Source organism: Alteromonas sp. 4NH20-0056, from assembly GCF_057539655.1.
Genome location: NZ_BAAJLS010000003.1, coordinates 67,859 through 90,145, shown reverse-complemented (window position 1 = coordinate 90,145; position 22,287 = coordinate 67,859). Strand labels below are relative to the sequence as shown.

Here is a 22,287-nt window from a genome sequence, read left to right as displayed (position 1 = left end):
AGAAGTCAGGTGGTAAGACCAGATTCGGCGAACAACTGTAACACCAGTGATTTAAACCACAGTAACCCCGGCTCGCCTTCTTGTTGTTGATGCCAGTAAAGGTGCGTTTCTAGTGTAGGCATATCAAAAGGTAGGGTAGCAACTGCTAAATGATTGTCTGATAGCACATTGGCTACCGAACCCGGTACCGTAAGCAGCGCATGGGTGGTTGCTGCAACGTCGGCGGCGGCTCGATAGTTTTGACATCGCCACAATGACGGACGGCTAATGCCACGTTGTTGCAGCGCAATCTCTTCTACCGATGCACCTTTAGCACGATTAGACACACTAATATGTCGCGCCGCTAAATAACGCTCTTTCGTTAGTGAGGTGACTAACGGGTTGTCCTGCTTCATTAGCACTCGGTAACCGTCTCGATGCAGCAAACAATGCGCGATAGGCAATGACACTGGGCGGCCAATATCAATCACTAAATGCAAGTTACGGTTCGCTAAGTCGGCCGCCATGGTGTCTCTGTTAAGCCGAGTACTCACTAACTCGACATTCGGCGCCTCACGCTCGAGTATGGCTAACAGCGGCGGCAATACACCAAGCTCCAATGACTCTTGCATAGCAATAACAAAACGCTGATGGCTTTGCATGGGGTCGAAATATGAAAACTTTCCTAGCGCTTGGCGAACCTGAGACAGCGCATTTAGAATTGAAGGGGCTAGCCGCTCGCACGCCGCAGTAGGGTGCATGAACTGTTTTTCACGCACGAATAGCGGGTCGTCTACCAAATCTCTAAAGCGTCTCATGGCATGGCTTACCGCAGACGGCGTAATGTGTAACGTTTCTGCAGCCCGTGTCATGTTGCGCTGCTGCCATAATGCTTCGAACACTTTAAGCAGGTTTAAATCGAGTTTTTCAAACTGCCTTTCTTCTTGCATAGTTTATCCCAAAGGTATTAACGCTTTACTCTACTTCATTAAATCACAATGAATTAAATTCACAATTATTGTGGATGATATTTCATTTCATTCATACGCCAACCTTGTCTATGCTTTAACCATACGCAACGTATCGCAATGGTGTAACAGTACACCCCGCTTACAGATTGAGGATAGTCATGGATTTTTCACATAACGACCGTACAAAAGCATTGCTAGAAAAACTAGACGCTTTTATCGCCGAACATATCACCCCAATTGAAAATGAGGTTTACGATTTTCATCATAAAGAAAACCACCACGGCGACTGGAAAAAGTGGAAACTTCACCCTGGCACTGAAGCGCTTAAGAAAAAAGCCCGTGAAGCCGGGCTTGCCAACCTATTTCTACCCGACGCTGAACTAGGTAAAGGGCTTACGACATTGGAATACGCGCCAATGGCAGAGCGTATGGGCAAATATTTATTTGCGCCCGAAATTTTCAACTGTAACGCGCCCGATACCGGCAATATGGAAGTGCTTTATCATTTCGGTAACGACGAACAAAAGAAGCAGTGGCTCACCCCGCTTCTTGCGGGTGAAATTCGTTCTGTATTCGGTATGACCGAACCAGACGTTGCCTCGTCTGATGCTACCAACATGGCAGCTACCATTATTGAAGATGGCGACGATGTCGTGATAAATGGCAAAAAATGGTGGTCGACAGGCTTGGGGCACCCTAATGCTGCCTTCACTATATTCATGGGACTGTCTAACCCTGAAAACGACAAGCACAGCCGCCATAGCATGGTGATTGTTCCTCTCGACACTCCAGGAATTACTATCACGCGTATGCTTGACGCGTATGGCGATTATGACGCGCCGTATGGTCATGGCGAAATGCATTTTGACAATGTGCGTGTGAGCAAAGCCAATATTATAACGGGTTTGGGCAAAGGTTTTGCCATTGCACAAGGTCGCTTAGGCCCAGGCCGTATTCACCACTGCATGCGGGCAATCGGCATGGCAGAGAAAGCATTAGAACTAGCGCTTAAACGTGGTCACGAGCGTGTTGCGTTTGGTAAACCTATTATCCGTTTAGGTGGCAACCTAGAACGCATTGCCGATGCCCGCATGGCAATAGAGCAAGCACGGCTGCTGACCCTTCATGCAGCGTGGAAAATAGATAATTTAGGCGTTAAGCACGCTATGACAGAAATCTCTGCCATTAAAGTGGTGGTACCAAACATGCTACAAAGTGTGGTAGATATGGCGCTGCAAATTCACGGCGGCGCAGGCATGTGTAGCGACTTCCCACTAGCCCGTTTTGCCGCAGGTGCAAGAGCCCTTCGCCTAGCTGACGGCCCTGACGAAGTACACAAAGGCATGGTGTCGAGAATAGAGCTTAAAAAATATCAGTAGTGAAAACTTATACGAAAAATGCGGCTTAAAGCCGCATTTTTTATAGGTTCAAAATAGACTCAAACGGCTAGTTTTCTTCTTTACGCTGCTCAATGCGCTGGTTTATAGCATCTAGCTTGGTAAAACTATCGTAAAGTTCAGGGTGGGTGGCAATGAGTGCGGCGACGTGTTCAAAGGCCTCTTTTCGCTTAACTTTCGTAAGAAAACGAATATGGTCATCGCTAGGCAAGCGATCAAATTCTATGTACCCCGAGGTAGACGATGTTTGCATTGTCATTGCGCGAAAATCTTTTAGGTAGCGGGGCTCGCAATTTTTACGGGCAATTTTGCTACCAATGGTTCTTTGGTATTTACAGATAACATCGAATTGCGCAACTTCGTTGATACTGTTGTACAGTGCTAAAAACTCAAAGCGCTGATTATCAAACGCCCTTTTCAATTGTGGTGTGGTCTTCTGGCCGAATACTTCGATACTCTCAATCTGTCTTTTATCAGTTTGCGCCTGCGATAACCCGCTAAATACCAACAATGATATTGCTACTACTACTTGTGCTTTTTTCATAATGCGTCCTTTCATTTTTATAAAACCCGGTATTGTTAATAACCTAGCACACCGCATACATTTGTTCAATAAACACACGATGTGCTAGCTATGGAACGTTTTTTAGTGATCTTTTCGCCCCTCAATGCGCTCATAAATGGTATCTAATCGGGTAAAGCTTTCAAGAAGCTCAGGGTTCGTCATCACCAATGCTGCAACATGTTCGTACGCCGCTTCTCGCTGATCTTTAACTAGCCACCGAAGCGTGTCGTCACTGGGCAGGCGGTTAAAGTCGATCCCAGGAAAAGGTGAAACCCGCTGTATCCATAATGCTCTGGCCTCTTTTACGTAACGAGGCTCGCAGTATTTTCTGGCTATTTGGCTTCCGATTGTCTTTCGCCACTTACAAATTACGTCAAACTGAGCTTGTTCATTAACACGGTTATATAACAATAAAAAATCAGCTTTTGCCGCTTTAAACTCACGCTTTAATTGAGGCGTTGTCTTTTCTCCCATTACATCAATGGTTTCAACACGACTGTTTGTATCGGGCTGTGCATAACTCGTTGCAGCTAACACGACAGTAAATAATGCTACCAGTACTTTTTTATTCATAGGGTAACCCTCGTTGTTAATTACCTCTAAGCGTAGCAACAAAATGATTAAAACTTCATTAACGCTGTATTAAAAATGCACAACCATTAAAGGGAAGTCATGATTTTTTACAGTAACGTCAATAATTTACCTTTTGTTACATTTACCTCGTTTGTTTTTACCGTTTGTTCATTGTCCGTTCAGCTAACCACGATTAATATGCCGCTTGCTGGTTTTCCAGCATTTTTCAATATAAAAGGATTATTTACATGAAACGTACTCTATTAGCTTTAGCACTTGGCGTAGTGTCAATTAATGCATTCGCAGCAGCACCTTCTTGGGACTATGTCCAAGCGGGCTATGTGTCTACTGATTTCGACGACGCGGATATCGATTTCAAACCCTCTGGTTTCTCACTTTCTGGTGCCAAGCTACTTGGTGACAATGTTTTTGTTACTGGTACTTATTCACAACAAAGCGATGATATCTTTGGTGTAGATATCGATTTAGACATGGCTTCATTAGGCCTTGGTTACCGTTACGGTTTAACAGACAATACTGATTTCTTTGGCGTAGTAAGCTACGAAAACATTGAGATTTCAGGCGCTGGAGAGAGCGAAGACGACAATGGTTACGGTTTAACCGCTGGCGTACGTTCAATGGTAACGGATAGCGTTGAACTTCGCGGCGCAATTCGCTACCTAGACATAGCAGACGACGGCGAAACATTCTTTGTTGCTGGTGCAGACTATTTCTTTAGCCCTCAGTTTGCCGTAGGCGTAAGCTACGAAACGTCTTCTGACCTAAGCTTTTTCAATGTAAACGCGCGTTATAATTTCTAATATAAACGTTAGCAATACAGACAAAAATGCCGCTTACGAGAAGCGGCATTTTTTATTACGCAATGCGATTAGTATGCAAAACGTGCCTGCACGTACCACATACCACCATTGAAGCCGAATGGGCTGGCTTCAGAGTACTGCTGACCTAAGCTGCCTGCGCTTGGGTTTTCATCTGGGTAAGTATCAAACAAGTTGTTCACACCTACTACCAAGTCTAAGTTTTCGTTGTACGAATAAACCGCTTCAACATCTACCAGTACTGTTGCGCCAATGCCGTTTACGCCGTTACCTGTATCGTCCCAGCCGCCGTAGTAGCTTGCGCGTACGAGTGTTCTGATATTATCCTGCGTGTGTGTCCACGACAAATTAGCACGAGTATTTGGCAGTAAATCTTCAATGGAAGCTACACGGCCTTCGCCGATAGGGTTCAATGTACCTACATCGTCAACTTCTGTTTCGTTGTAGTTTGCAGCAAGTGTTAAACGTGAATCACCACCCCATAGTTCGAAGCTATAGTTACCTACAATATCGATACCGCGCGTTGTGGTATCAAAGCTGTTTGAGAAGAACCTGAACTGCGACAAATCATCTAGACCAATAAAGTCTTGGCGATTAATGATGCCTGATGAGTCTAGCCCCGTTAACGCCTCAGATACTGTGGCGTAGTTTGTACCGCCACCTGCGAAATTCAATGCATCAAGGAAGTTCACATTCGCACCAAGTGCAACACGGTTTTCTAACTCGATGTTATAGAAATCGACTGTCCAACTCATGTCAGCGATATCAAGTGACATACCAAACGAGTAGTTTTTCGCTTCTTCTGGCCCTAGGTCTGGACGACCATTGCCTTGGCTCTCAATAAAGTCAGCGGCAAGCTGCCCAGCTGCCGAAGACAGCGGCAATGTACCTTGGTCAATCAATACGCCAGCAACGTTTTGTGTCGTTACGTTGGTAATGTTTGCTTGGCCCGCTGTTGGTGCGTGGAAACCCGTTGAATATGCACCACGAAGACGGAAGTCGTCAGTAACATGGAAAATACCCGCAAGTTTAAAGTCAGTTGTGTCACCAAATTCACTGAAGTCTTCACGACGAACCGCGGCTTGCAACGTAAGTTGCTCGGTTACGTCAGCTTCTAAGTCGATATAAAACGCAGTACTGTCTTGAGACGCACTGGTTGAACGTGGGAAACCACCAAAACCGTTAGAGCTTGAAGAGAAGCCTTGGCTAGCAAGTGGCCCTAGTGCATAAGACGCTTCATCGCCTGCGAATAAATCGAATTCTTCTTCGCGGTATTCTGCACCAAACGCAACGTTTAAGTCTGACTCTAGACCTACATCCACGCCGTAAACAAAGTTAACGTTAACCAAAGTTTCCGTTTGTTCTTGACCACCTGGCTTAAAGTCGCGCGGCGTATCTGGGCCTAACGACGCATTAATTGTGTTGTTAATAAAGAAGTCGGTTCTGTTTGAACCGCGCTGTGCACTTACATCGTAGTACAAGCCATTACCAATGCTTAAGTCGCCACGCACACCTACTGTGAACGCCATGTCTTCATTGGTTCCACCAAAACGCGGTACAAAACCGGTTGGAATAGTTTCAATAAAAGAGAAACAGTTAGCGTCGGCTTGCACTTGCGCTAAAAACGCTGGATCTGGGAATACGTTGCCGTTACCGCCAATTGGAATACCGTCAATACAGCTTCCGCCCACACCAACGCCGTCTAAGTCGCCAACAAGCACCGAGTGAACCCCGTCAGGATCGGCCATACCCGTTAGTGGATCTACACGTGGACCAGCGTAGACACCACCACGCTGACTACCTTCTGTTACCGGGTTACGGTAGAAGAAACCACCCGTAACCATACGCTCGCCATAGTTACCAAACAAGTAAACCTCAGCGCTATCGCTAAGGGTGTACGCTGAGTTAATAAATAACTTCACGTCGTCTTCTACATCAGGCTGGCCCCAATACTGTGGCACTTGGTTTGTGTAGTTGTTGATGGTAGAAAAGTCGGCCTGCGTTAGGTAACCCGCAGAAACCATACCGGCAACATCATCACGCACGACAGAGCGAATAGTACCTTCTACATCACGCACTTCACCGGTAATGTTAATAAAACCATCGTTACCTAACGCAAAACCGGCATTGGCAGAAATAGTGTAGTTATCGCCGTCGCCTTCATACGTTGAACCGTAGTTAGCGCGGAATTCAAACCCTTCTGCGTTGTCACGAAGCAAGAAGTTAAGTACCCCTGCGATTGCATCTGAACCGTACTGTGACGATGCACCATCGCGCAACACTTCAACTTGCTTTAGTGCAAGAGAGGGAATGGCAGAAATATCGACACCTTGTGCACCATCAGAAATACCACTGCCTAGGAAAGAGATGATAGAGCCACGGTGTCTACGCTTACCATTAACAAGCACAAGCACGTTATCTGGTGATAAACCACGCATGTTTGCTGGGCGAACAATGGTTGCCGCATCACTGATAGGCTGAGTGTTTACGTCGAAAGACGGTACGTTAGTACGTAACATGTCTTGTACGTCTGATGATGAGTTTTGTCTAAACTCTTCACCGGTTATAACGTCGACAGGAACCGGAGAGTCGGCCGCTGAACGGTTGGTCATACGCGTACCGGTTACAATGATATTCTCTAGATTTGCTTCATCTTCTTGTGCAATCGTGGGTGCCGAAAGAATCGCAAGGAATGGTAAAGACCCTGCAACAATCGCCGAGGTTATTCGATTAAGTTTTCTACCCGCAGGTAAGTGACTTGTATTCAATGTGTGTCTCCTTCAAGACTTGCGTTTCGAATTATTGTGTTTTTGATATTGAGTGAGGAAAACTGCGCGACCATAAACTGTTTATCGAAAGCATTAATTCGCACAGCCCTATTAATTTAGGATATTTTATCTAAAAAATCACGCGGAAAGGATAATTATCACTAAAATTCTACACAGAAAACTAAACTTTAGGATAAAGAGGGCGAAAACCCTCTATAGAAGAGACGTTTAAAGACATTAAAAATAGTAAATAATGGGCGCTACTGGCGTACAAAAACCTTTTTTCCGCCCACAATGGTCATGATTGTTTCTGCATTCAAAATATCTGCAGGCGCTGCCTTCATGAAGTCAGTATCAAACACGCTAAAATCAGCATATTTACCTACTTCAATAGACCCGTATTCGGCTTCTTGAAACGACGCATAAGCTGGCCATAAGGTAAACATACGTAGTGCATCTTCTCGTGACAACGCATATTCAGCATGCCAGCCATCACCGCGGCTTCCATCTAGCCGACTGCGAGAAATAGCAGCATAAAACTCTATTCGTGGGTCGCCTACTTCTACCGGCGCATCTGACCCACCCACTACTTTGATGCCTTTATCTACAAGCGGCTTCCATGGATACGCATAGGTTAAACGTTCCGCGCCAAGGCGAGCTGGGGCAAAATTTAAATCACCAATGGCATGGCTAGGTTGCATAGACGCAATAATGCCCAACTCAGCCATTCTGGTTTGCTCTTGTGGAGGAATAATTTGTGCGTGCTCCAGCCGCCATCTTAAATCGTGTGTTTGCCACTGTGCTTTAGGCAATGCTTTCCATGACTCTTCGTACCAATCTAAGGTTACTTTTAACGCTCTGTCGCCAATAACGTGCGTCATAATTTGATAGCCGTTACGCAACGCTTTATCAAGTACTGGCATTAACTGGGCTTTTGTTGTGCGGTTCATAAAACCACTGTGATCGGCATCGGAATAAGGTGCGAGCAATGCAGCCCCTCTCGACCCCAACGTACCGTCGATAAACACCTTTATGGCATTAAGGTTAAACATAGCATTAGGAGCTTTTTCGGCGCCGTGACTAAATAGGTAACTGGCGTCATCGATAGGCACGGCAATGTAAACACGATGCAGCATGGCGTTGTTTTTCGCTAACTCACGAAGCTGCTCTACTTCTCGAATTTTCATGCCCGCATCGTGCGTGTGTGTCCAACCACGGGACACATTAACTTCCATTCCACGCCGCAAGTTTTCTTTAATGTACTCGTCTGACTCATACGGAAGAATAGCCCTAAATTGGTCCATCGCGGTCGCCAAAATATAGCCGGTAGGCGTACCGTCGGCATAGCGTTCGAATTTGCCCCCCTCTGGATCGGGCGTATCCTTAGTTACACCGGCCATTACCAAGGCTTTTGAATTAACCACCGCCGACACACCATCGGCTCGTGGCATAAACAGCGGTTTATTCTCAGTAAAAGGGTCGAGATCGGCCGCCGTTAAAAAGCGCTGCTCATCTTGCCATTCTCGTTCAATCCACCCGCGGCCTAATACCCATTCACCGCTAGGGACATTAGCGGCAAAGGCTTTAATCTTTTCAACCGTTTCTTGTAATGTAGGTAACCCGAATAAACTTAATGTACGTGTACGCTTACCTACCCCTTCTAAGTGCTGGTGCGCGTCGGTAAACCCAGGAAAAACCGTACTGCCCTTTAAGTCTATGGTTTCTTTTGCGCCACAAAGCCAAGATTCTGCCTGATTGGTAGGGCCAACAAACGCAATGCGCCCCGCTTTTACTGCCACCACTTCGGCTTGCCACTGTTTGTCATTCGCAGTATAGATAACACCGTTATGAAGTAATAAGTCAGACGCATGGCACGTAGCAGAAACGCCATCGCCAACCTGAACAGCATGGGCGCTGCAAACGTTAAATGCAGCAAAGGCTACAAGAGTGCTATGTATTACTGGTAGTAGTTTCAAATTTTGGTCTTCCCTGTTTACCGCATCAATATCATATTGCCGCTATAACAATAGCTATAGCACTGCCACTTGCCGTGGTCAATTAGCTTACTTACCTAGGCAAGTATTCAATTTCAGTCATTTAACGGCCAATGCAAAACAGTATTAAGCAGAAACATCACAGTCACAATTTTGTTGCGTTAAATTTTGCATTTATCGAATAGCCATCTAATTTTAACCTTGAACACATTATGTATTACATCAGCCCACGGAGCCTTTTTATGTACGGCATGGTTAATAAGTTTATTTCTACAACGGTGATAAATCGCTACGGTCAGCAAGCATGGGATGAAATAAAAGGGTCGCTAGGCGACTACGAAGCGACCTTTTTAGAAATGCAGCCATACGATGATGAAATTACATTTGGCCTAGTTGGTGCCAGTGTTACGCACCTTAATGTAGACCCTGCCGTTTTTCTTCGGCAAATGGGTGAAGACTGGGTAAAAGAAACGGCACAAGGTAGCTATAAGTCAATGTACTCGCTTGTTTCTGGCGGCGCATTTGAATTTCTGTCTAATCTAAACAACATGCACCAGGTTATTTCCGCCCAGCTAGAAGAGCTAGTACCGCCCTCATTCCTGTGCAGTAAAAACGAAGATGGCAGCATAACCATTCACTATTATTCCAGCCGCGCAGGGCTAGAACCCTTTGTTGAAGGCTTACTAGAAGGTGTATGTAACCATTTTGGAGAACCCGCCGTTATTACCACCGAGCAAGTTAAAAACGACACGACGCCTTGCAGCACATTTCGTGTGAACTTTAGGTAGCAACTAACGTGCAGTTTCATACTTTTCAGCTTGATTTAGACGAGCAGTTAACTGTTATTCGATTTACGCCTGCCTTTCAAAAGGTATGCCCTGAGCTTGCCGAAGGAAGCGCATTTTCTGACATCTTCAAACTTGTTGCGCCGCAGCTTGCTCTTTCCCCCAGTATTCTAAACATGTTTAACGGGCAGCTTGTTACGCTGTGCCCTGTTAGTAATCCAACCTTTGTATTTGGCGGGGCATTTCATAAACTAGACAACGCATTTAGCTTTTTTGGCTATCCCCAGCTGACCAACATGGGGCAACTGGCTAAAATGAAACTAAGTTTGAACGACTTCGAAAACCACGACCCCATTAATTTCTACATTGGTACCTTGCAGTTAAAAGAAAGCATGTACCAAGAAATGATAAAGCTTAACCAAGACTTAAAAGCCAGTGCAGATCATTTAGAGTCGCTAGTGGCACAGCGCACACAAGAACTACTGCAATCAGAAAAAATGGCCTCATTGGGGGTGTTGGCCGCAGGTGTAGCGCATGAGATTAATAACCCTATTGGCTTTTTACTTAGTAACTTAACCAGCATGAAAGGCTATATGGACGAAGTGCTCCCGCTACTTATCAACATTGCCAACCTGCCTGATAATGAAAAAGAACAACTAGAGACGCTTACCAATACCCGCGTAAATTGGGACAACATTGATTTTATCAGTGAAGATATTGGCCCGCTTATCGACCAAAGCATTGACGGCAGTAAGCGCGTGAGTAAAACGGTAGCGGGGCTTAAGAGTTTTGCGCACCCCTCTGACTCGTCGCAGGAACTGTTGCCGATCCACAAAGCCATCGACTTAGCGTTATCACTGGTTAACAACGAACTAAGCCACAACGTAACATTACATTATGAACGGGACGATTCGATATTTGTTAAGGGCAATTTAACCGAACTGAGCCAAGTATTTATTAACTTGCTAGTGAATGCCTCGCAGGCCATTGAAAAAGACGGACACATTACTATTAGCACTCATCAGAATGACGGTGTTGTACTAATCAACGTAACCGACAACGGCTGCGGTATTTCACAAGATAACCTGCCCAAACTGTTCCAGCCATTTTTCACTACCAAAGAGATAGGTTCGGGCACGGGCCTTGGTTTGGCTATAAGCCATGGCATTATTGAAAATCATAAAGGCAGTATTGCGGTGCAAAGCCGTGAGGGGGAAGGCACAACATTTACTATTTCGCTGCCGCTAACTGAACACTAATATGGTGTGATAGCCACCGCCTGCACTATCCACCGCTTCGTTGCTAAGGTATGTTTATGCTTAATAACGTGGCTGTGATAGCGTAGTAAACATCGCTAAATAATAAAATGCGTGTGCGCAGCGCGTAATAGAAAAACATAAGCAAAGGAATTGCCGGTAATGTTAAAAAGCCCTAAAGATATGACAACGCAAGAACGCCTCGCGCGGTGGCCTAATTTTAGCGACCGCGAACTGGCCTGCCGATGTTGCGGCGCGTTTTCACCTAGCGAAGCATTCACAGCATTAATGGACGACGCCCAAACTTTTCGCAATGAAAATGGTAAACCGTTACCCATTAATAGTGGGTATCGCTGCGTACAACACGCCATTGAAAACAAGAAAGCAAAACCGGGTATGCATACCGAAGCCGCATGCGACTTTGGTGTTTTTGGCGAAGATGCACTTCGCCTGTTACAGTTTTTCCTAAACAAAGGCTATGTAGGTGTTGGTATTCATCAAAAAGGTGACAAACGGTATATTCACATTGATAGGCGCACGACTCCGGCACTGTGGAGCTATTAGCGATAGCCGCTGCAACATAACAAAAATCGGCTTGGCTTACGCCTTTTGAAGATATACTGCAAACTTCGCGCCGCCAAGCGATTCAGAATGACCAATATCAATACGGCCTTGGTGCCAGTCAATAACACGTTTCACAATAGCAAGCCCAACGCCAAACCCTTTTTTATCTTGATGCTGGCCGCGTACAAACGGTTTAAAGATGCGGCTACGTTGTAATTCAGGCACCCCTTCACCATTATCTTCAACCGTAATTTCGAAGTGTTCGCTATGCTCAATCAACGCCACCTGCACCTTTCCGTTACCGTATTTTACGGCGTTTTGAAGCAAGTTATTCATGGCAATTTTCAAGTATCGTGCATCGCCCTTTATCATGCATGCTGTATGACCGTGTGGGGTAAACACAATACCCTCTTGTTGCTGATTTATACAGGCAGAAAGTAAAGGTAAAAGGTCGATATTGCGCTTTTCCAAATTCAGCATGGTTTGATCCATACGGGCATACTGAAGCAGCGTTTCTACCAGCTCGACCATGGCGTCTAATTGCGTGTCTAAGCGCTGATGATATAGCTCTCGGGTATCGGGGTTGTCTTCTTCCCGCAGCGTGTCTAGCCCCATTCGAAGTTTTGCCAAAGGGGTACGCAGGTCGTGCGATACTGCCGTACTCAGCAGCTTTACATCCGACACCAAGTCTTCAATACGTTGCGCCATATGGTTAAATTCAGACTCCACATCTTTAATATATGAGATAGAGCCAACCTGTATGCGCTGCCCTAAATCACCTTCGCCAAAGGCCTTTGCCGCCGCTCTTAATTTAAATAACCGCGCTAACAATGGCGTAAGCCAAATAATGAATATGCTAATAAGCAAAAAATAAAACAACGACGTTAGCCAATACCGGTGGTTATTGGTCTCTGCTGGCTCGCCAGGGGACGCGAATACAAGCAGAAGCAACTGATTACTAGCAGGTATACGCGCGTGTATCAGAATTTGGTTATTGCTTTGCAGGGTTAACGGTCTGCCTGCTTTTAGTACTGACAGTAGCTCGGCGGGCAACGCGAGTTGGTCAAGGTTCATCAATTGCAATCGGTAAACACCTTGCCATTGCTGCACTATGGTTTCGCGGTTTGGGGAAGTGCTCATCACAGAGGCTAAATTTACCGTCACCTGCTCTAGCGCCAACACTGTGTCGTTAGGGTGTTCATCTAGGCTGTGTTGATAAGACTGATATACCGTATCGAACAACCAACTAAGCCCGATGGTTGCCACCAAGGCCACCGCTACCAGCGACAACGACAAAAAGCGCATTTACCAATTATCCTTCGCAAATAAGTAGCCTTTACCCCAAATAGTTTTAATACGGTGAGGAGTTGAAGGATCGTCGCCCAATTTCTTACGCAATCTAGACACCCTTAAGTCGATTGAACGGTCGAACCCGTCATAATCAAACCCTCGCAGTTCGGTGACTAATTCGTCTCGTGTTACCACACTGCCTGCTTTTTGCGCTAGCAACCACATAACGTCAAACTCGTTAGACGTAACACTAATGGCTTGCTGATTAAGCTGCACCGTACGCGCATGCTTATCAATAACCAAGCCCGATAGTGTAATGCGTGAGGCCGACAGGGTATGCATGCTAGCCTCAGTAGCAGTTTGTGTACGGCGAAGCTGCGTACGTATTCTGGCTAACAACGCGCGGGCGCGTATTGGCTTGGTGAGGTAATCGTCGGCACCCACTTCAAGCCCTAGCACTTCGTCTATCTCTTCATCGCGAGCAGTAAGCATAATAATGGGCCCATTAAAGAACGGGCGTATGGCTTTGCACACATCCAACCCGTCGATATCAGGCAACATACCATCAAGCAGTACCACGTCTGGTGGTGTGCATTCTATACACTCAATGGCCTGCTGCCCTTGGCCCACAATAGAAACCGAAAAACCCTTATTCGACAGGTAATCTCCTGTCCATTGTGCAAGTTCATCATCATCTTCCACAATAAGAATATGTGGCTGAACGGTTGTGCTCATAAATAGCCTCTGCGTAAATTCCTTAATGGCGTCAAAATACTCGCCACGACACCACACTGCGCTTTTTCTTGTATACCCACGCCAGCTCCATTTCAGCGTGCGCTAATACTTTAGCGTCGCCGTGTTTTGTCAACGTGAATACAACATTTTCATCGGCGCTGACTTCACCAGAAAACTGCCCGTTACGTACAGAGTTCCAACATTGTAAAGGCGCTGTTTGCGTATTACTTTTAAGGCAATAATGGCCCGGTTGGCTTGTGTTCCACTTAAGCTCAACATCGGCAAAGCACACCTGCCCTTGTCGCAGTGATACGCATTTTGTGGGTTGCAGTATTATGTTTGCACTAGCAGCGTGCTGTTGCGGCCCTTGCGGCACTGACTGAGCAAACGACACCCCGCTTAACCCCGTAAGCGCAACGACCATACTATGCTTTATAAAAGAGCGTTTCAGTAATATCATGATCACCCTCCTTTAAAACACATAGGTGAGTGAAAGGCCAAAAGAGTTACCTATTCTGTCACCTACAAATAAAGGGCTGTCTTTTGCTGAATCTGACGCCACGACATACTGAAAAAAGCCTCCAAACACCATGTGCTCGCTAATAGGGTATTCGAAGCCGACTTCACCATGAACGCTTATCCCACTGTCTGCTTCGTAGGGCGAAAAATATTCCGTTAAGTTATCGATATTCTCATCGTCAGCGACAATTTGTATAAGTAAGTCAGACAAGTTTTCGTCTACACCGTAATAGTGATCTACGATACTTTCTGAGCGATAACGAACACCAATAGATTTATAGATATTCCAATTGCGGTATTGCCAGTCTTTTCGAATAGATGCCGAGGCTTCTACACCGCCTATTTCATCGCGAAAGCTGTAAGGGGTTACAATAAACTGCGTAAATAAGTCTTCGAAATAACCACTTGCTCGAAGCCCTAGGCGAAAGTCGCTTGCACGGCTAAAACTAAGTGTACCTTCTGGCGAAGCCGCATTATAAGTATTGCCTTGAGATGCATGAACAGCATAGAGATCGTAAGACCAATTCTGCGTGTTATAAAAATTGTAACCTAGCGACGCACCTGAAAACTGACCGTCAATTTGCTGCTGACTTCTGCCCGGGAATTCAACGAACAACCCGTACCACTGCGCTCGCAATTCGATATTTAAAAAGAAAAAATCGTCGTAGCTTTCATTAACGTTTAGGTTGCCGTCGATACCGCTTTGTTTCGCTAACCCACCGCCAATACTAATAGCCGCAAAAACGCCATTATCTGAGCCAGACTCTGCGTTGCTAGTGTCGGCCACGGCCAATGTAGATAGTGCCCCACAGCAAAGCGCCATGGTAACGAGTGTGTTTTTCATTGTGTGTTGTAAAACGTGTTTCATCTGCGTTCCTCGCATCTTTTTTAGTAACTGATGCTTATGCTAAACAGGTTAACCCGCCGATGCTGTAACGCCAATTCTCACTTTGTATCAAACTGTATCAGTGTATGTTCAAACAGCCATAAATGAGGCAACGCGCGCTATTTGTTTGTGGCTGAAAAAGCATGAATGCGATAATGTGTAGGTAAGATCAAGGAGGCATCGACAGTTTGAAACGTACCATTCAGCATTACAGTGACGAAGCACAGCACTACTATACGCTTTACAATTCGGTAGACGCCGAAAACGTGCATAGCGACTGGCATGCTTTCTTACGCACAGTTACACCTGGCACAGCATTAGACATAGGTGCTGGCAGCGGGCGCGACGCGAACTGGTTAGCCACAAAAGGCTGGCATGTAGTGGCAGCAGAACCCGCCGATGCACTGCGCGCATTAGCGCAGCAAAACGCACACAAGCAGGTAACGTGGTGCAACGCCCACTTACCCGAACTAACCACACTACCCCAACAATACAACACGTTTGACTTAATTTTATTGTCGGCCGTGTGGATGCACTTACCCCCAAGCGACAGGCCAATAGCGTTAGCACACTTAGCTAAGCGACTTTCAGACCACGGTAGAATGTACATAAGCCTGCGCTTTGGTCCAAGTGACGATGCACGCCCCATGCACCCGGTAAGCTATGAAGAACTGCAAACATTAGCAGCAGACAATGGGTTAGTGGCACGTAATTTAAACCCCGTACCCAGTGAAGACGGGTTGAAGCGTGATGATGTGAAGTGGGTGACAGTTGAGTTGATGCGTGAAGTAAAAAAATGAAGCTGTCTGACTACCTAAAAAAACAAGGTTTCCATCAAGTCGACTCTCAATTCACTTCCTATCTTTTTAGCGATAGTAGTCAAAAAGTCGGAATTGTTTTAGATACGCAACTTTATGGCAGCAATAAGCCAACATTTCGCTACCATGAATACACTGGGTGGCAGAACATGCTCATGCATAAATTTGAGCGGGTTTACCGGTTTATCGACAACGAGCAGCCAGAAGATGAGTTACTGATTGATGCATTTTTAAATGACAGTGCCGATGAGTATGATTTTCGGCAGTTTGGCACTGACAGACAAATAAGCGAAACTGACCCAACGCGGCCTGAATATAACTTTGAAAGTTTATTTGAACAGGTTTATGGCTCAAAGTACTTGCACGCCTTGGAACGCGAATACCAGTATGTCGACTTACTTGGAAGAGGCCGTTATGTAGATTACGTTCTCAAGACCATTGACGGGGAAATAGCCATTGAACTAAACGGTGAAAGCTTTCACCATCCGCTTCACATAAGCCAATCTCGATATCAATCTCAACTACTTAAGCAGAATTCGCTCATGAAAGGCGGTATTAAAGTATTTCGCTGGTCGAATGCGGGAATGGCTGATGAAAAGAAGTTTGCAGATCAAATTAGACACTACTTCGGGCATGAAGATAAATTTTGCGCAAAGCCCACAGCCAGCCAATTTAGGGATATTGGCTTTTCCCTCTTCAAACACCAACAAGATGCGCTAGCAGATATTGAGAATAGTAGAACACAGGGTAAGAATACCTTCCTGCTAGTATTGCCGACTGGAACAGGGAAAACCGAAGTATTTATTGCTGACTACGGTAACCAAAAGGAACAAGGCAATGCTAACCGAGCGTTGGTTATTGTTCCATTTAAAGATCTTCGCGAACAAACAAAGAGCCGATTTTTAAAACGAATCCCTACCCTAAGCGTATCGTCAGAAATAACTGACCTTAACGCTGATGTCATAGTGCAAACAACACAGGCAATACAGCGGCAATTTGCCTCTCTGTCCTCGCACCACTTTGACTACATAGTAGTAGATGAAGCACATCATGCGCCTGCACAGGGACTTAAGCGGGTATTAGAGCACTTTAATCCAAAAACACTGCTTGGATGCACCGCAACAGACAAGCGATTAGACCAAAAAGATTTAGCTGAAATATTCGGTCGCTATCAATTAAACATGACACTCGAAGAGGCGATAAAGCAAAAACTTTTGCCACCGATCCGCGCTTTTCGTTTAGAGAGCAACATTGACTTTTCACAGGTTCGGTTTAACGGAAAAGAGTTTGTTAAAAGTGACTTGAACAAGAACGTGGTTTTACCCTCTCGAGACCAACTAATCGTAGACGTAATATTAAAATACTTCACTCAGCAAGATGTTGTAACCGGTCAATCTTTATCCTCGCATCAAGGCGTTATATTCTGCGTAGACGTAAAGCATGCTAACCGACTCGCTGCATTATTAAATAAGCATAAGATTAGCGCAGAAGCAGTTTCTGCAACTAGCAGAGAAGGATTGAATAGATATAAAAAAGGTAAAGTACGCTTTTTGTGTGCATGCGATTTGCTGAATGAAGGATGGGACGCCCCCAATACATCTATTATTGTGATGGCCCGGCCAACCATGTCAAAAGTATTATATATGCAGCAACTAGGAAGGGGGACACGTAATCATCCCGGAAAGGAAGCACTTTACGCCATTGATATTGTGGATAGTTACGGTCCAGCGCTTCAACCATGGAGCCTTCACAGCATATTTAACCTTGATGGATACAAACCCTTTGCGGACATATTCAATCCAAACGAGGCTTTTGTAGGAGAGGAGATAATCCTTGACCATCTATATGAGCAACCGCGTAAACTTCACCCCATCAAACTATTTAATTTTGAAGATGAGTTTGGCGACTATATTAATGACGAGCAACTAGCTCGGGCGCTTTTCATTTCTACTGGAACAATAAAAAACTGGGTTAAAAATCAAAGCATTGTGCCAGACAAACAGTTACCATTTGGTAATAAAATGCTCAACTATTACAAACAAGATAGAATCGATGAAATACGCGAAAAGAAAAACCTAAAACTTCGAAGTGAGGCAACGAGAAGAGATGACTTTTTCGAATTCCTAGAGCAACGAGATTACACGTTCTCATTTAAAATTATATTCCTACTACTGATGCTTAAGCATGCTGATAAAACTGGCGAAGTTTCCCTTTCGTTGCTTCGAGATGATTACCAATCATTCTATAAAAGTTTATTGGTAAAATACGGTAAAGCGGAAAAGTCCAACAGCCCTCTAAATAATGAAAAATTTTTGAATGACAAACAGCAGCTATCAAAGAGCATACTTCAAAACCCGTTTGAAAAGTTTGAGCGCAAAAGCTTTATGTACCATGCCAAAGATTTAGACAAACTAGCGTTTGATGCTGTTCTATGGGAAAAGCTTGAGAGCAACGATATAGAGTTGATTAAAGAGCAGATGCTCGAAGATGGAAGAAGTTACTTCGATAAACATGTTGAAGCTGGCGCGTTCAGAGCGGAAAGTTTTGCTCTTATCTAAAGTATGAATCGTTCAAATTACTCTAGGCACTAAGTTTCTGTATAGTTGAGTTAAACTCAACCTAGAATGTATCTTACAACACTCGTACTCCCTGAAAGATACATCACGATTAATCAAGGAAGATTTATGAAAAAACTATTGATTCTTATCCCCATACTATTCATCTCAGCGAAGGCTGTTGCCAGTAAGGACTTTGAGCCATCAGAGTCTGGTTGCGCAGGTATCGACAAGCATATAAAAAATATAAATGCCAAAATGCGCTCTGGTTATAGTGTAAGTGAAGGCGAGAGGTTAAAAGAAAAACTACGAACGCTAAAAGAGCATCGCTATGCGTGTAAAGAAAAACGCTTTTCAACAGATTAATATATTGTTCCCTCAATCTCCAAACCCAATACATTCAAAAACGAGGCTGTCATCAAAAAAGGGCTAATATTTTCATTACTGATCACCGCCATTGTATTAGCTGGCGCTATTTGGTTTTTTCAAGTAAGCCAGAGTGAACCTAAGCCAAGCTATACCGAGCCATGGCGAAGTGCTGCATGGAACAACGCGGTGTGCAGCTTTTTTTCGGTAAACAGCGATAAGCGAGATGTGTTGTTACTGAATGAAGGGTTAGCTAACGCATTGGGTAAGGGTGAACCTGTTGATGCCGACAAGGCAGAGCGTGCAAACCAAACTTGCCCTGCACTGGGTAATTTATCTGCACGAGAAACACTTTTGTTTGAAGCGCTGAATGCAGTAACGGTATTGCCTACCTCACCATTAAACACGATGGAGGGTGATATTGCTGCGCTTACGGCTTATATTCAGCAATATGGGCCACTTGCTACTGCAGACATGCGTATTTACGAGGTAGATGCAGCCAACAAACTTTTTGCTTATGAATTGCGCTTTGAAGATGCCCGCGTATATGTAATGTACAACTTCTCTTTTGATACCCACCCATTGCCACTGCCTCTTGGCTTTATGGCTTCAACCAAAGTAACGTTGTACAGTACAGATAACCCCAAATTTAACCGCTTCGTTACTAGCGGCCCGTTAAGTATTACCTACCACTCTGCTGTGGTAGTTATTGTTGATTAGCCTTTCTGCCAGTTAAGCTGTTTGTTTAATTAGCCCTGCGTCATGTTCTTGCTCAGACACTTCCTCTTCAGCGGAAGGCATTTCGCAGTTAGGCAATTGAAGAATGTTTATGCCTGTATTTTCAAAGTCTTTATTAATATAACCGGCATCAGCGTAAGCATTTAGCACATCGTTACATGGGTTCATGCCCCACTTCGCGTGAAAGCGCTCAGCGTTTCTTACAAAATCAAGAAAGTGATTAATAGGGCAGCGGTAATTGGGTCGCTCGGGCGCAAACGTCTGCAAATCTAGTTGATGTAATGAAAAGCCCAATGAACGGCAATTCGTAAAGAAGTCTTCGTCGTTTAGCCCGAAGCCCTCGTAACCTTCATCGAAACCGCCGGTTTTCTTAAAGTCTATTTTGCTAATAAAAAATACCGTTGAGCGAATGCTATCGTCACTAAACGCGCCACCATCATGCTTCTGCTGGCTTAAGAGGTCGTCGCTACTCTCTTCTAGTCGTTCTTGGTTTTTAATTTGGCATAACGTGTCGTGAGGTAATACCCACTGTGATTCTGGAACAAATGTCACGTTAGTAAACACCACGGAATTTGGACGCCATGCGTGCATACCCTGGGCAATAAAGTTTTTATCTACAACGGCATCAACGTTAATGTAAGCCAAGAGGTTGTTTGTTGCTTCCTGTAAGCCTTTGTTGCGCGCCTTTGCAATGGGTAGTTCTGCGTTAGCCACAAACTTGTGCACTATATTAAACTTCTCACTTTTCGCCAATGAGAGCGTTGATGGGGGGCGCATCCAAACAATAACAAGTTCATCAGGTAATGGGTTACACGACTCTAGCTGTTCTATGAGTCGGCAAAGTTTCTCTGTGCGATTTTTTACTATCGTGACAACACTGACAGGTGAATGCATGTAAACCTCCTAAGTTCCTTTTGGTGAGTGCTTATCAACGTAACGTCGGTTGTGGTTATTAAACTGAACCACGCACTACCTTTGATATCAGTAATACTTACTTGCAGAGGATTAGCAATAATTAGGCCTTAGCCTAATACATTGAAAAGTTAAGAGTTTATAGCCTTAGTGCGATATTCTGAGTAACTACACCTGCAAAAAATTCATTCAGTGTGAATCTCTTTCATAGGCAACAGCGGCGGGTTTACTCTTTATAAGAATGCGGAATGAGTGAAACGTTTTGGTAAGGGTGCAATACACTGTTATTCGGTGCGCTTTTCCTCATTACTCTTTTCTTCATTAGACTTTTCCCCGTCACTGGGCTGCTCGCTATTAGCCAGTTCAGCCAACCTTTCACGCTCAGCTTTTGAAACATAAACGGGCTTATTGCTTTTATGCAATTTAGCGTTCGCTTTCTTGTCTTTTTTCTCAAGTTTTTTGATGATTTTTTTACGACGGTTCACGATCGGTTTCCTCTAGCAGGCATAATGACACTAGACATTATACAACGTTCATAAGCAGAAGACTCTTAAGGAGTCTTAGTTAAAGCAGTGAAGTAACCGTAGCTATTTGAGCGCGAAACTAACCCACTATAAAACTAAGTTTTTTCTTTGCATCCAAGCTAGAAATTTTCGTTCAAGCATGAATATTTCCTGGCCAGAAAGCGTTTTAATATCTTTTATCGTAATTTCGCTACACCCGTTTTCTGACTCTTTCAGTAACAATCGGCTCATGAGCGCTTTATCTTGCTCCATTAAAAACGCGACTAATGCCCAACTTGTTGCATAGTAGCGTGGTGGCTCAGCTTTCCACTTCTCTCTAGACCCCTCAAATAATGTTAATAAGGGAATAGGCTTATTTTTATGAAAATAGCCGCTCCAATCACTCTTTTTTAGGTTGTTAGGTGATTCTGAGTAAACCGCCATCCCCTCATTTAACCATTGCACCATTTGCCCATACCAATGGCGGTTAATGGTATGCATAACCTCGTGAACAACCGTTCTTACCGTTTCTTCTGGCTTGCGAATAAGAATGACCGATTCATTTTTATTCGCTGAATAGAAACCTACGTTTGACGGCAGTAGGTTGCCAAAACGCTTTCTGTATTCGTGATATGACTTTTCATCGCTAAAACTTCTAAGGTTTGCAGCCACCGGCACAATGGTTTCTTTAGGAGTAACTGCTGCAAAAATGTCCATTGCTGTTTTTACTTTTTCTCTAAATTGCGTTTTCACGTCGTTAGATAGGTTGTGGGTAAGAAAATTGATTGATATTGCTTCTGGTTCAATGGTTCGTGCAACCATCACTGAAGTTCCCTGATCAAGCACCCTAGGTTTGTCGCTGATGTTTTTTACCCCCTGCCCATCAACCCACGTATACAAGGCCTTAGTTTTGGGTGGCTTCTTTTTGTCTAGGCACCTTGTTACTGATCTTTCTATGTGAGAAAAAGTGGGCTTTGTCGTGGGCTCAGGTTTGGCTGTATTTGATGTGGGTAAATCAAATTTTCGCGCTGGAATAGGATCGACGGTCGTTTCAGATTGCGGTATCGATAATGCCTCTGAGGGCATCTCAAGCTGAGCGACGCTCTCAAAATACCTAAATAGGCTTTGCAGCCAAGTGGGTATTGGTACGGTATCACGAGCGAGATATAAAACGCCTAACGAATTGGCGGCGATAATGACAACGATGATGACGACTTTAAAACCAAATCCTTTTGAGGTTGCCATGATAATTTCCTTTTACATGAGCAATTCGA

At 44.6% G+C, this 22,287-nt stretch carries 21 protein-coding genes; 9 read left to right on the top strand and 12 right to left on the bottom strand.

Going from position 1 to position 22,287, the window contains the following annotated elements; all coding sequences use genetic code 11:
• Positions 1 to 5: 5 nt before the first annotated feature.
• Positions 6 to 929, bottom strand: coding sequence for a LysR family transcriptional regulator (locus AC27EZ_RS06560; RefSeq protein WP_487134571.1), 924 nt, complete (start codon positions 927 to 929; stop codon positions 6 to 8).
• Positions 930 to 1,108: 179 nt separating this feature from the next.
• Between AC27EZ_RS06560 and AC27EZ_RS06555 the strand changes: the two genes are divergently transcribed.
• Positions 1,109 to 2,329, top strand: a complete 1,221-nt coding sequence (locus AC27EZ_RS06555; RefSeq protein ID WP_487134570.1) for an acyl-CoA dehydrogenase family protein — start codon at positions 1,109 to 1,111, stop codon at positions 2,327 to 2,329.
• Between the two features lie 67 nt (positions 2,330 to 2,396).
• Here the strand turns inward: AC27EZ_RS06555 and AC27EZ_RS06550 are convergent, their stop codons facing one another.
• Both AC27EZ_RS06550 and AC27EZ_RS06545 read right to left on the bottom strand, forming a co-directional pair.
• A complete protein-coding gene (locus AC27EZ_RS06550) occupies positions 2,397 to 2,891 on the bottom strand; it encodes a hypothetical protein (RefSeq protein WP_487134569.1) in 495 nt (164 codons plus the stop codon).
• Between the two features lie 102 nt (positions 2,892 to 2,993).
• Positions 2,994 to 3,485 (bottom strand): hypothetical protein, encoded by a 492-nt coding sequence (locus AC27EZ_RS06545; RefSeq protein ID WP_487134568.1) that lies wholly within the window; start codon positions 3,483 to 3,485, stop codon positions 2,994 to 2,996.
• Positions 3,486 to 3,733: 248 nt separating this feature from the next.
• Here AC27EZ_RS06545 and AC27EZ_RS06540 point away from each other — a divergent pair, with 248 nt between their 5' ends.
• Complete coding sequence (locus AC27EZ_RS06540) at positions 3,734 to 4,306, top strand: outer membrane beta-barrel protein (RefSeq protein WP_487134567.1); 573 nt, start codon at positions 3,734 to 3,736, stop codon at positions 4,304 to 4,306.
• Positions 4,307 to 4,374: 68 nt separating this feature from the next.
• Here the strand turns inward: AC27EZ_RS06540 and AC27EZ_RS06535 are convergent, their stop codons facing one another.
• Complete coding sequence (locus tag AC27EZ_RS06535; RefSeq protein WP_487134566.1) at positions 4,375 to 7,092, bottom strand: TonB-dependent receptor plug domain-containing protein; 2,718 nt, start codon at positions 7,090 to 7,092, stop codon at positions 4,375 to 4,377.
• A 260-nt stretch (positions 7,093 to 7,352) separates the two neighbouring features.
• Entirely contained in the window at positions 7,353 to 9,068 is a 1,716-nt protein-coding gene (locus AC27EZ_RS06530; RefSeq protein WP_487134565.1) for an amidohydrolase, read from the bottom strand.
• Between the two features lie 260 nt (positions 9,069 to 9,328).
• Between AC27EZ_RS06530 and AC27EZ_RS06525 the strand changes: the two genes are divergently transcribed.
• The 3 genes from AC27EZ_RS06525 to AC27EZ_RS06515 all read left to right on the top strand — a co-directional run bounded on the left by AC27EZ_RS06525 (position 9,329) and on the right by AC27EZ_RS06515 (position 11,691).
• Complete coding sequence (locus tag AC27EZ_RS06525) at positions 9,329 to 9,874, top strand: heme NO-binding domain-containing protein (RefSeq protein WP_487134564.1); 546 nt, start codon at positions 9,329 to 9,331, stop codon at positions 9,872 to 9,874.
• 8 nt (positions 9,875 to 9,882) lie between these two features.
• Positions 9,883 to 11,130, top strand: coding sequence for a sensor histidine kinase (locus tag AC27EZ_RS06520; RefSeq protein WP_487134563.1), 1,248 nt, complete (start codon positions 9,883 to 9,885; stop codon positions 11,128 to 11,130).
• A gap of 159 nt (positions 11,131 to 11,289) precedes the next feature.
• Entirely contained in the window at positions 11,290 to 11,691 is a 402-nt protein-coding gene (locus AC27EZ_RS06515; RefSeq protein WP_487134562.1) for a D-Ala-D-Ala carboxypeptidase family metallohydrolase, read from the top strand.
• Between the two features lie 36 nt (positions 11,692 to 11,727).
• Here the strand turns inward: AC27EZ_RS06515 and AC27EZ_RS06510 are convergent, their stop codons facing one another.
• The 4 genes from AC27EZ_RS06510 to AC27EZ_RS06495 are packed head-to-tail and all read right to left on the bottom strand — an operon-like array spanning position 11,728 to position 15,103.
• Positions 11,728 to 12,996 (bottom strand): sensor histidine kinase, encoded by a 1,269-nt coding sequence (locus AC27EZ_RS06510; RefSeq protein WP_487134561.1) that lies wholly within the window; start codon positions 12,994 to 12,996, stop codon positions 11,728 to 11,730.
• Positions 12,997 to 13,716 (bottom strand): response regulator, encoded by a 720-nt coding sequence (locus AC27EZ_RS06505; RefSeq protein ID WP_487134560.1) that lies wholly within the window; start codon positions 13,714 to 13,716, stop codon positions 12,997 to 12,999.
• A 31-nt stretch (positions 13,717 to 13,747) separates the two neighbouring features.
• Entirely contained in the window at positions 13,748 to 14,176 is a 429-nt protein-coding gene (locus AC27EZ_RS06500) for a DUF3019 domain-containing protein (protein WP_487134559.1), read from the bottom strand.
• Between the two features lie 12 nt (positions 14,177 to 14,188).
• A complete protein-coding gene (locus AC27EZ_RS06495) occupies positions 14,189 to 15,103 on the bottom strand; it encodes a MipA/OmpV family protein (RefSeq protein ID WP_487134558.1) in 915 nt (304 codons plus the stop codon).
• A gap of 206 nt (positions 15,104 to 15,309) precedes the next feature.
• Between AC27EZ_RS06495 and AC27EZ_RS06490 the strand changes: the two genes are divergently transcribed.
• From AC27EZ_RS06490 to AC27EZ_RS06475, 4 genes are all read left to right on the top strand, one after another.
• Positions 15,310 to 15,921, top strand: a complete 612-nt coding sequence (locus AC27EZ_RS06490; RefSeq protein WP_487134557.1) for a class I SAM-dependent methyltransferase — start codon at positions 15,310 to 15,312, stop codon at positions 15,919 to 15,921.
• The gene (locus tag AC27EZ_RS06485) at positions 15,918 to 18,497 is read left to right on the top strand and encodes a DEAD/DEAH box helicase (RefSeq protein WP_487134556.1); all 2,580 of its coding nucleotides are present in this window, start codon (positions 15,918 to 15,920) and stop codon (positions 18,495 to 18,497) included. Before AC27EZ_RS06490 ends, AC27EZ_RS06485 begins: the two co-directional genes overlap by 4 nt.
• Before the next feature lie 126 nt (positions 18,498 to 18,623).
• Positions 18,624 to 18,860, top strand: coding sequence for a hypothetical protein (locus AC27EZ_RS06480; protein ID WP_487134555.1), 237 nt, complete (start codon positions 18,624 to 18,626; stop codon positions 18,858 to 18,860).
• A gap of 189 nt (positions 18,861 to 19,049) precedes the next feature.
• Entirely contained in the window at positions 19,050 to 19,580 is a 531-nt protein-coding gene (locus AC27EZ_RS06475) for a hypothetical protein (protein WP_487134554.1), read from the top strand.
• Between the two features lie 12 nt (positions 19,581 to 19,592).
• On the opposite strand, the gene AC27EZ_RS06470 is transcribed toward AC27EZ_RS06475, so the two are convergent.
• The 3 genes from AC27EZ_RS06470 to AC27EZ_RS06460 all read right to left on the bottom strand — a co-directional run bounded on the left by AC27EZ_RS06470 (position 19,593) and on the right by AC27EZ_RS06460 (position 22,258).
• Positions 19,593 to 20,492: a glycosyltransferase family 2 protein gene (locus AC27EZ_RS06470; RefSeq protein ID WP_487134553.1), complete on the bottom strand. Its 900-nt coding sequence runs from the start codon at positions 20,490 to 20,492 to the stop codon at positions 19,593 to 19,595.
• Positions 20,493 to 20,794: 302 nt separating this feature from the next.
• The gene (locus AC27EZ_RS06465) at positions 20,795 to 20,995 is read right to left on the bottom strand and encodes a DUF2986 domain-containing protein (protein ID WP_487134552.1); all 201 of its coding nucleotides are present in this window, start codon (positions 20,993 to 20,995) and stop codon (positions 20,795 to 20,797) included.
• A gap of 126 nt (positions 20,996 to 21,121) precedes the next feature.
• Positions 21,122 to 22,258: a hypothetical protein gene (locus AC27EZ_RS06460; protein ID WP_487134551.1), complete on the bottom strand. Its 1,137-nt coding sequence runs from the start codon at positions 22,256 to 22,258 to the stop codon at positions 21,122 to 21,124.
• Positions 22,259 to 22,287 lie beyond the last annotated feature (29 nt).

Coding starts and splice junctions, on each gene's coding strand:
- AC27EZ_RS06550 (WP_487134569.1), bottom strand. CDS start 2,891: ATGAAAAAAGCACAAGTAGTAGTAGCAATATCATTGTTGGTATTTAGC.
- AC27EZ_RS06555 (WP_487134570.1), top strand. CDS start 1,109: ATGGATTTTTCACATAACGACCGTACAAAAGCATTGCTAGAAAAACTA.
- AC27EZ_RS06510 (WP_487134561.1), bottom strand. CDS start 12,996: ATGCGCTTTTTGTCGTTGTCGCTGGTAGCGGTGGCCTTGGTGGCAACC.
- AC27EZ_RS06500 (WP_487134559.1), bottom strand. CDS start 14,176: ATGATATTACTGAAACGCTCTTTTATAAAGCATAGTATGGTCGTTGCG.
- AC27EZ_RS06515 (WP_487134562.1), top strand. CDS start 11,290: ATGTTAAAAAGCCCTAAAGATATGACAACGCAAGAACGCCTCGCGCGG.
- AC27EZ_RS06505 (WP_487134560.1), bottom strand. CDS start 13,716: ATGAGCACAACCGTTCAGCCACATATTCTTATTGTGGAAGATGATGAT.
- AC27EZ_RS06495 (WP_487134558.1), bottom strand. CDS start 15,103: ATGAAACACGTTTTACAACACACAATGAAAAACACACTCGTTACCATG.
- AC27EZ_RS06525 (WP_487134564.1), top strand. CDS start 9,329: ATGTACGGCATGGTTAATAAGTTTATTTCTACAACGGTGATAAATCGC.
- AC27EZ_RS06480 (WP_487134555.1), top strand. CDS start 18,624: ATGAAAAAACTATTGATTCTTATCCCCATACTATTCATCTCAGCGAAG.
- AC27EZ_RS06540 (WP_487134567.1), top strand. CDS start 3,734: ATGAAACGTACTCTATTAGCTTTAGCACTTGGCGTAGTGTCAATTAAT.
- AC27EZ_RS06460 (WP_487134551.1), bottom strand. CDS start 22,258: ATGGCAACCTCAAAAGGATTTGGTTTTAAAGTCGTCATCATCGTTGTC.
- AC27EZ_RS06485 (WP_487134556.1), top strand. CDS start 15,918: ATGAAGCTGTCTGACTACCTAAAAAAACAAGGTTTCCATCAAGTCGAC.
- AC27EZ_RS06545 (WP_487134568.1), bottom strand. CDS start 3,485: ATGAATAAAAAAGTACTGGTAGCATTATTTACTGTCGTGTTAGCTGCA.
- AC27EZ_RS06560 (WP_487134571.1), bottom strand. CDS start 929: ATGCAAGAAGAAAGGCAGTTTGAAAAACTCGATTTAAACCTGCTTAAA.
- AC27EZ_RS06470 (WP_487134553.1), bottom strand. CDS start 20,492: ATGCATTCACCTGTCAGTGTTGTCACGATAGTAAAAAATCGCACAGAG.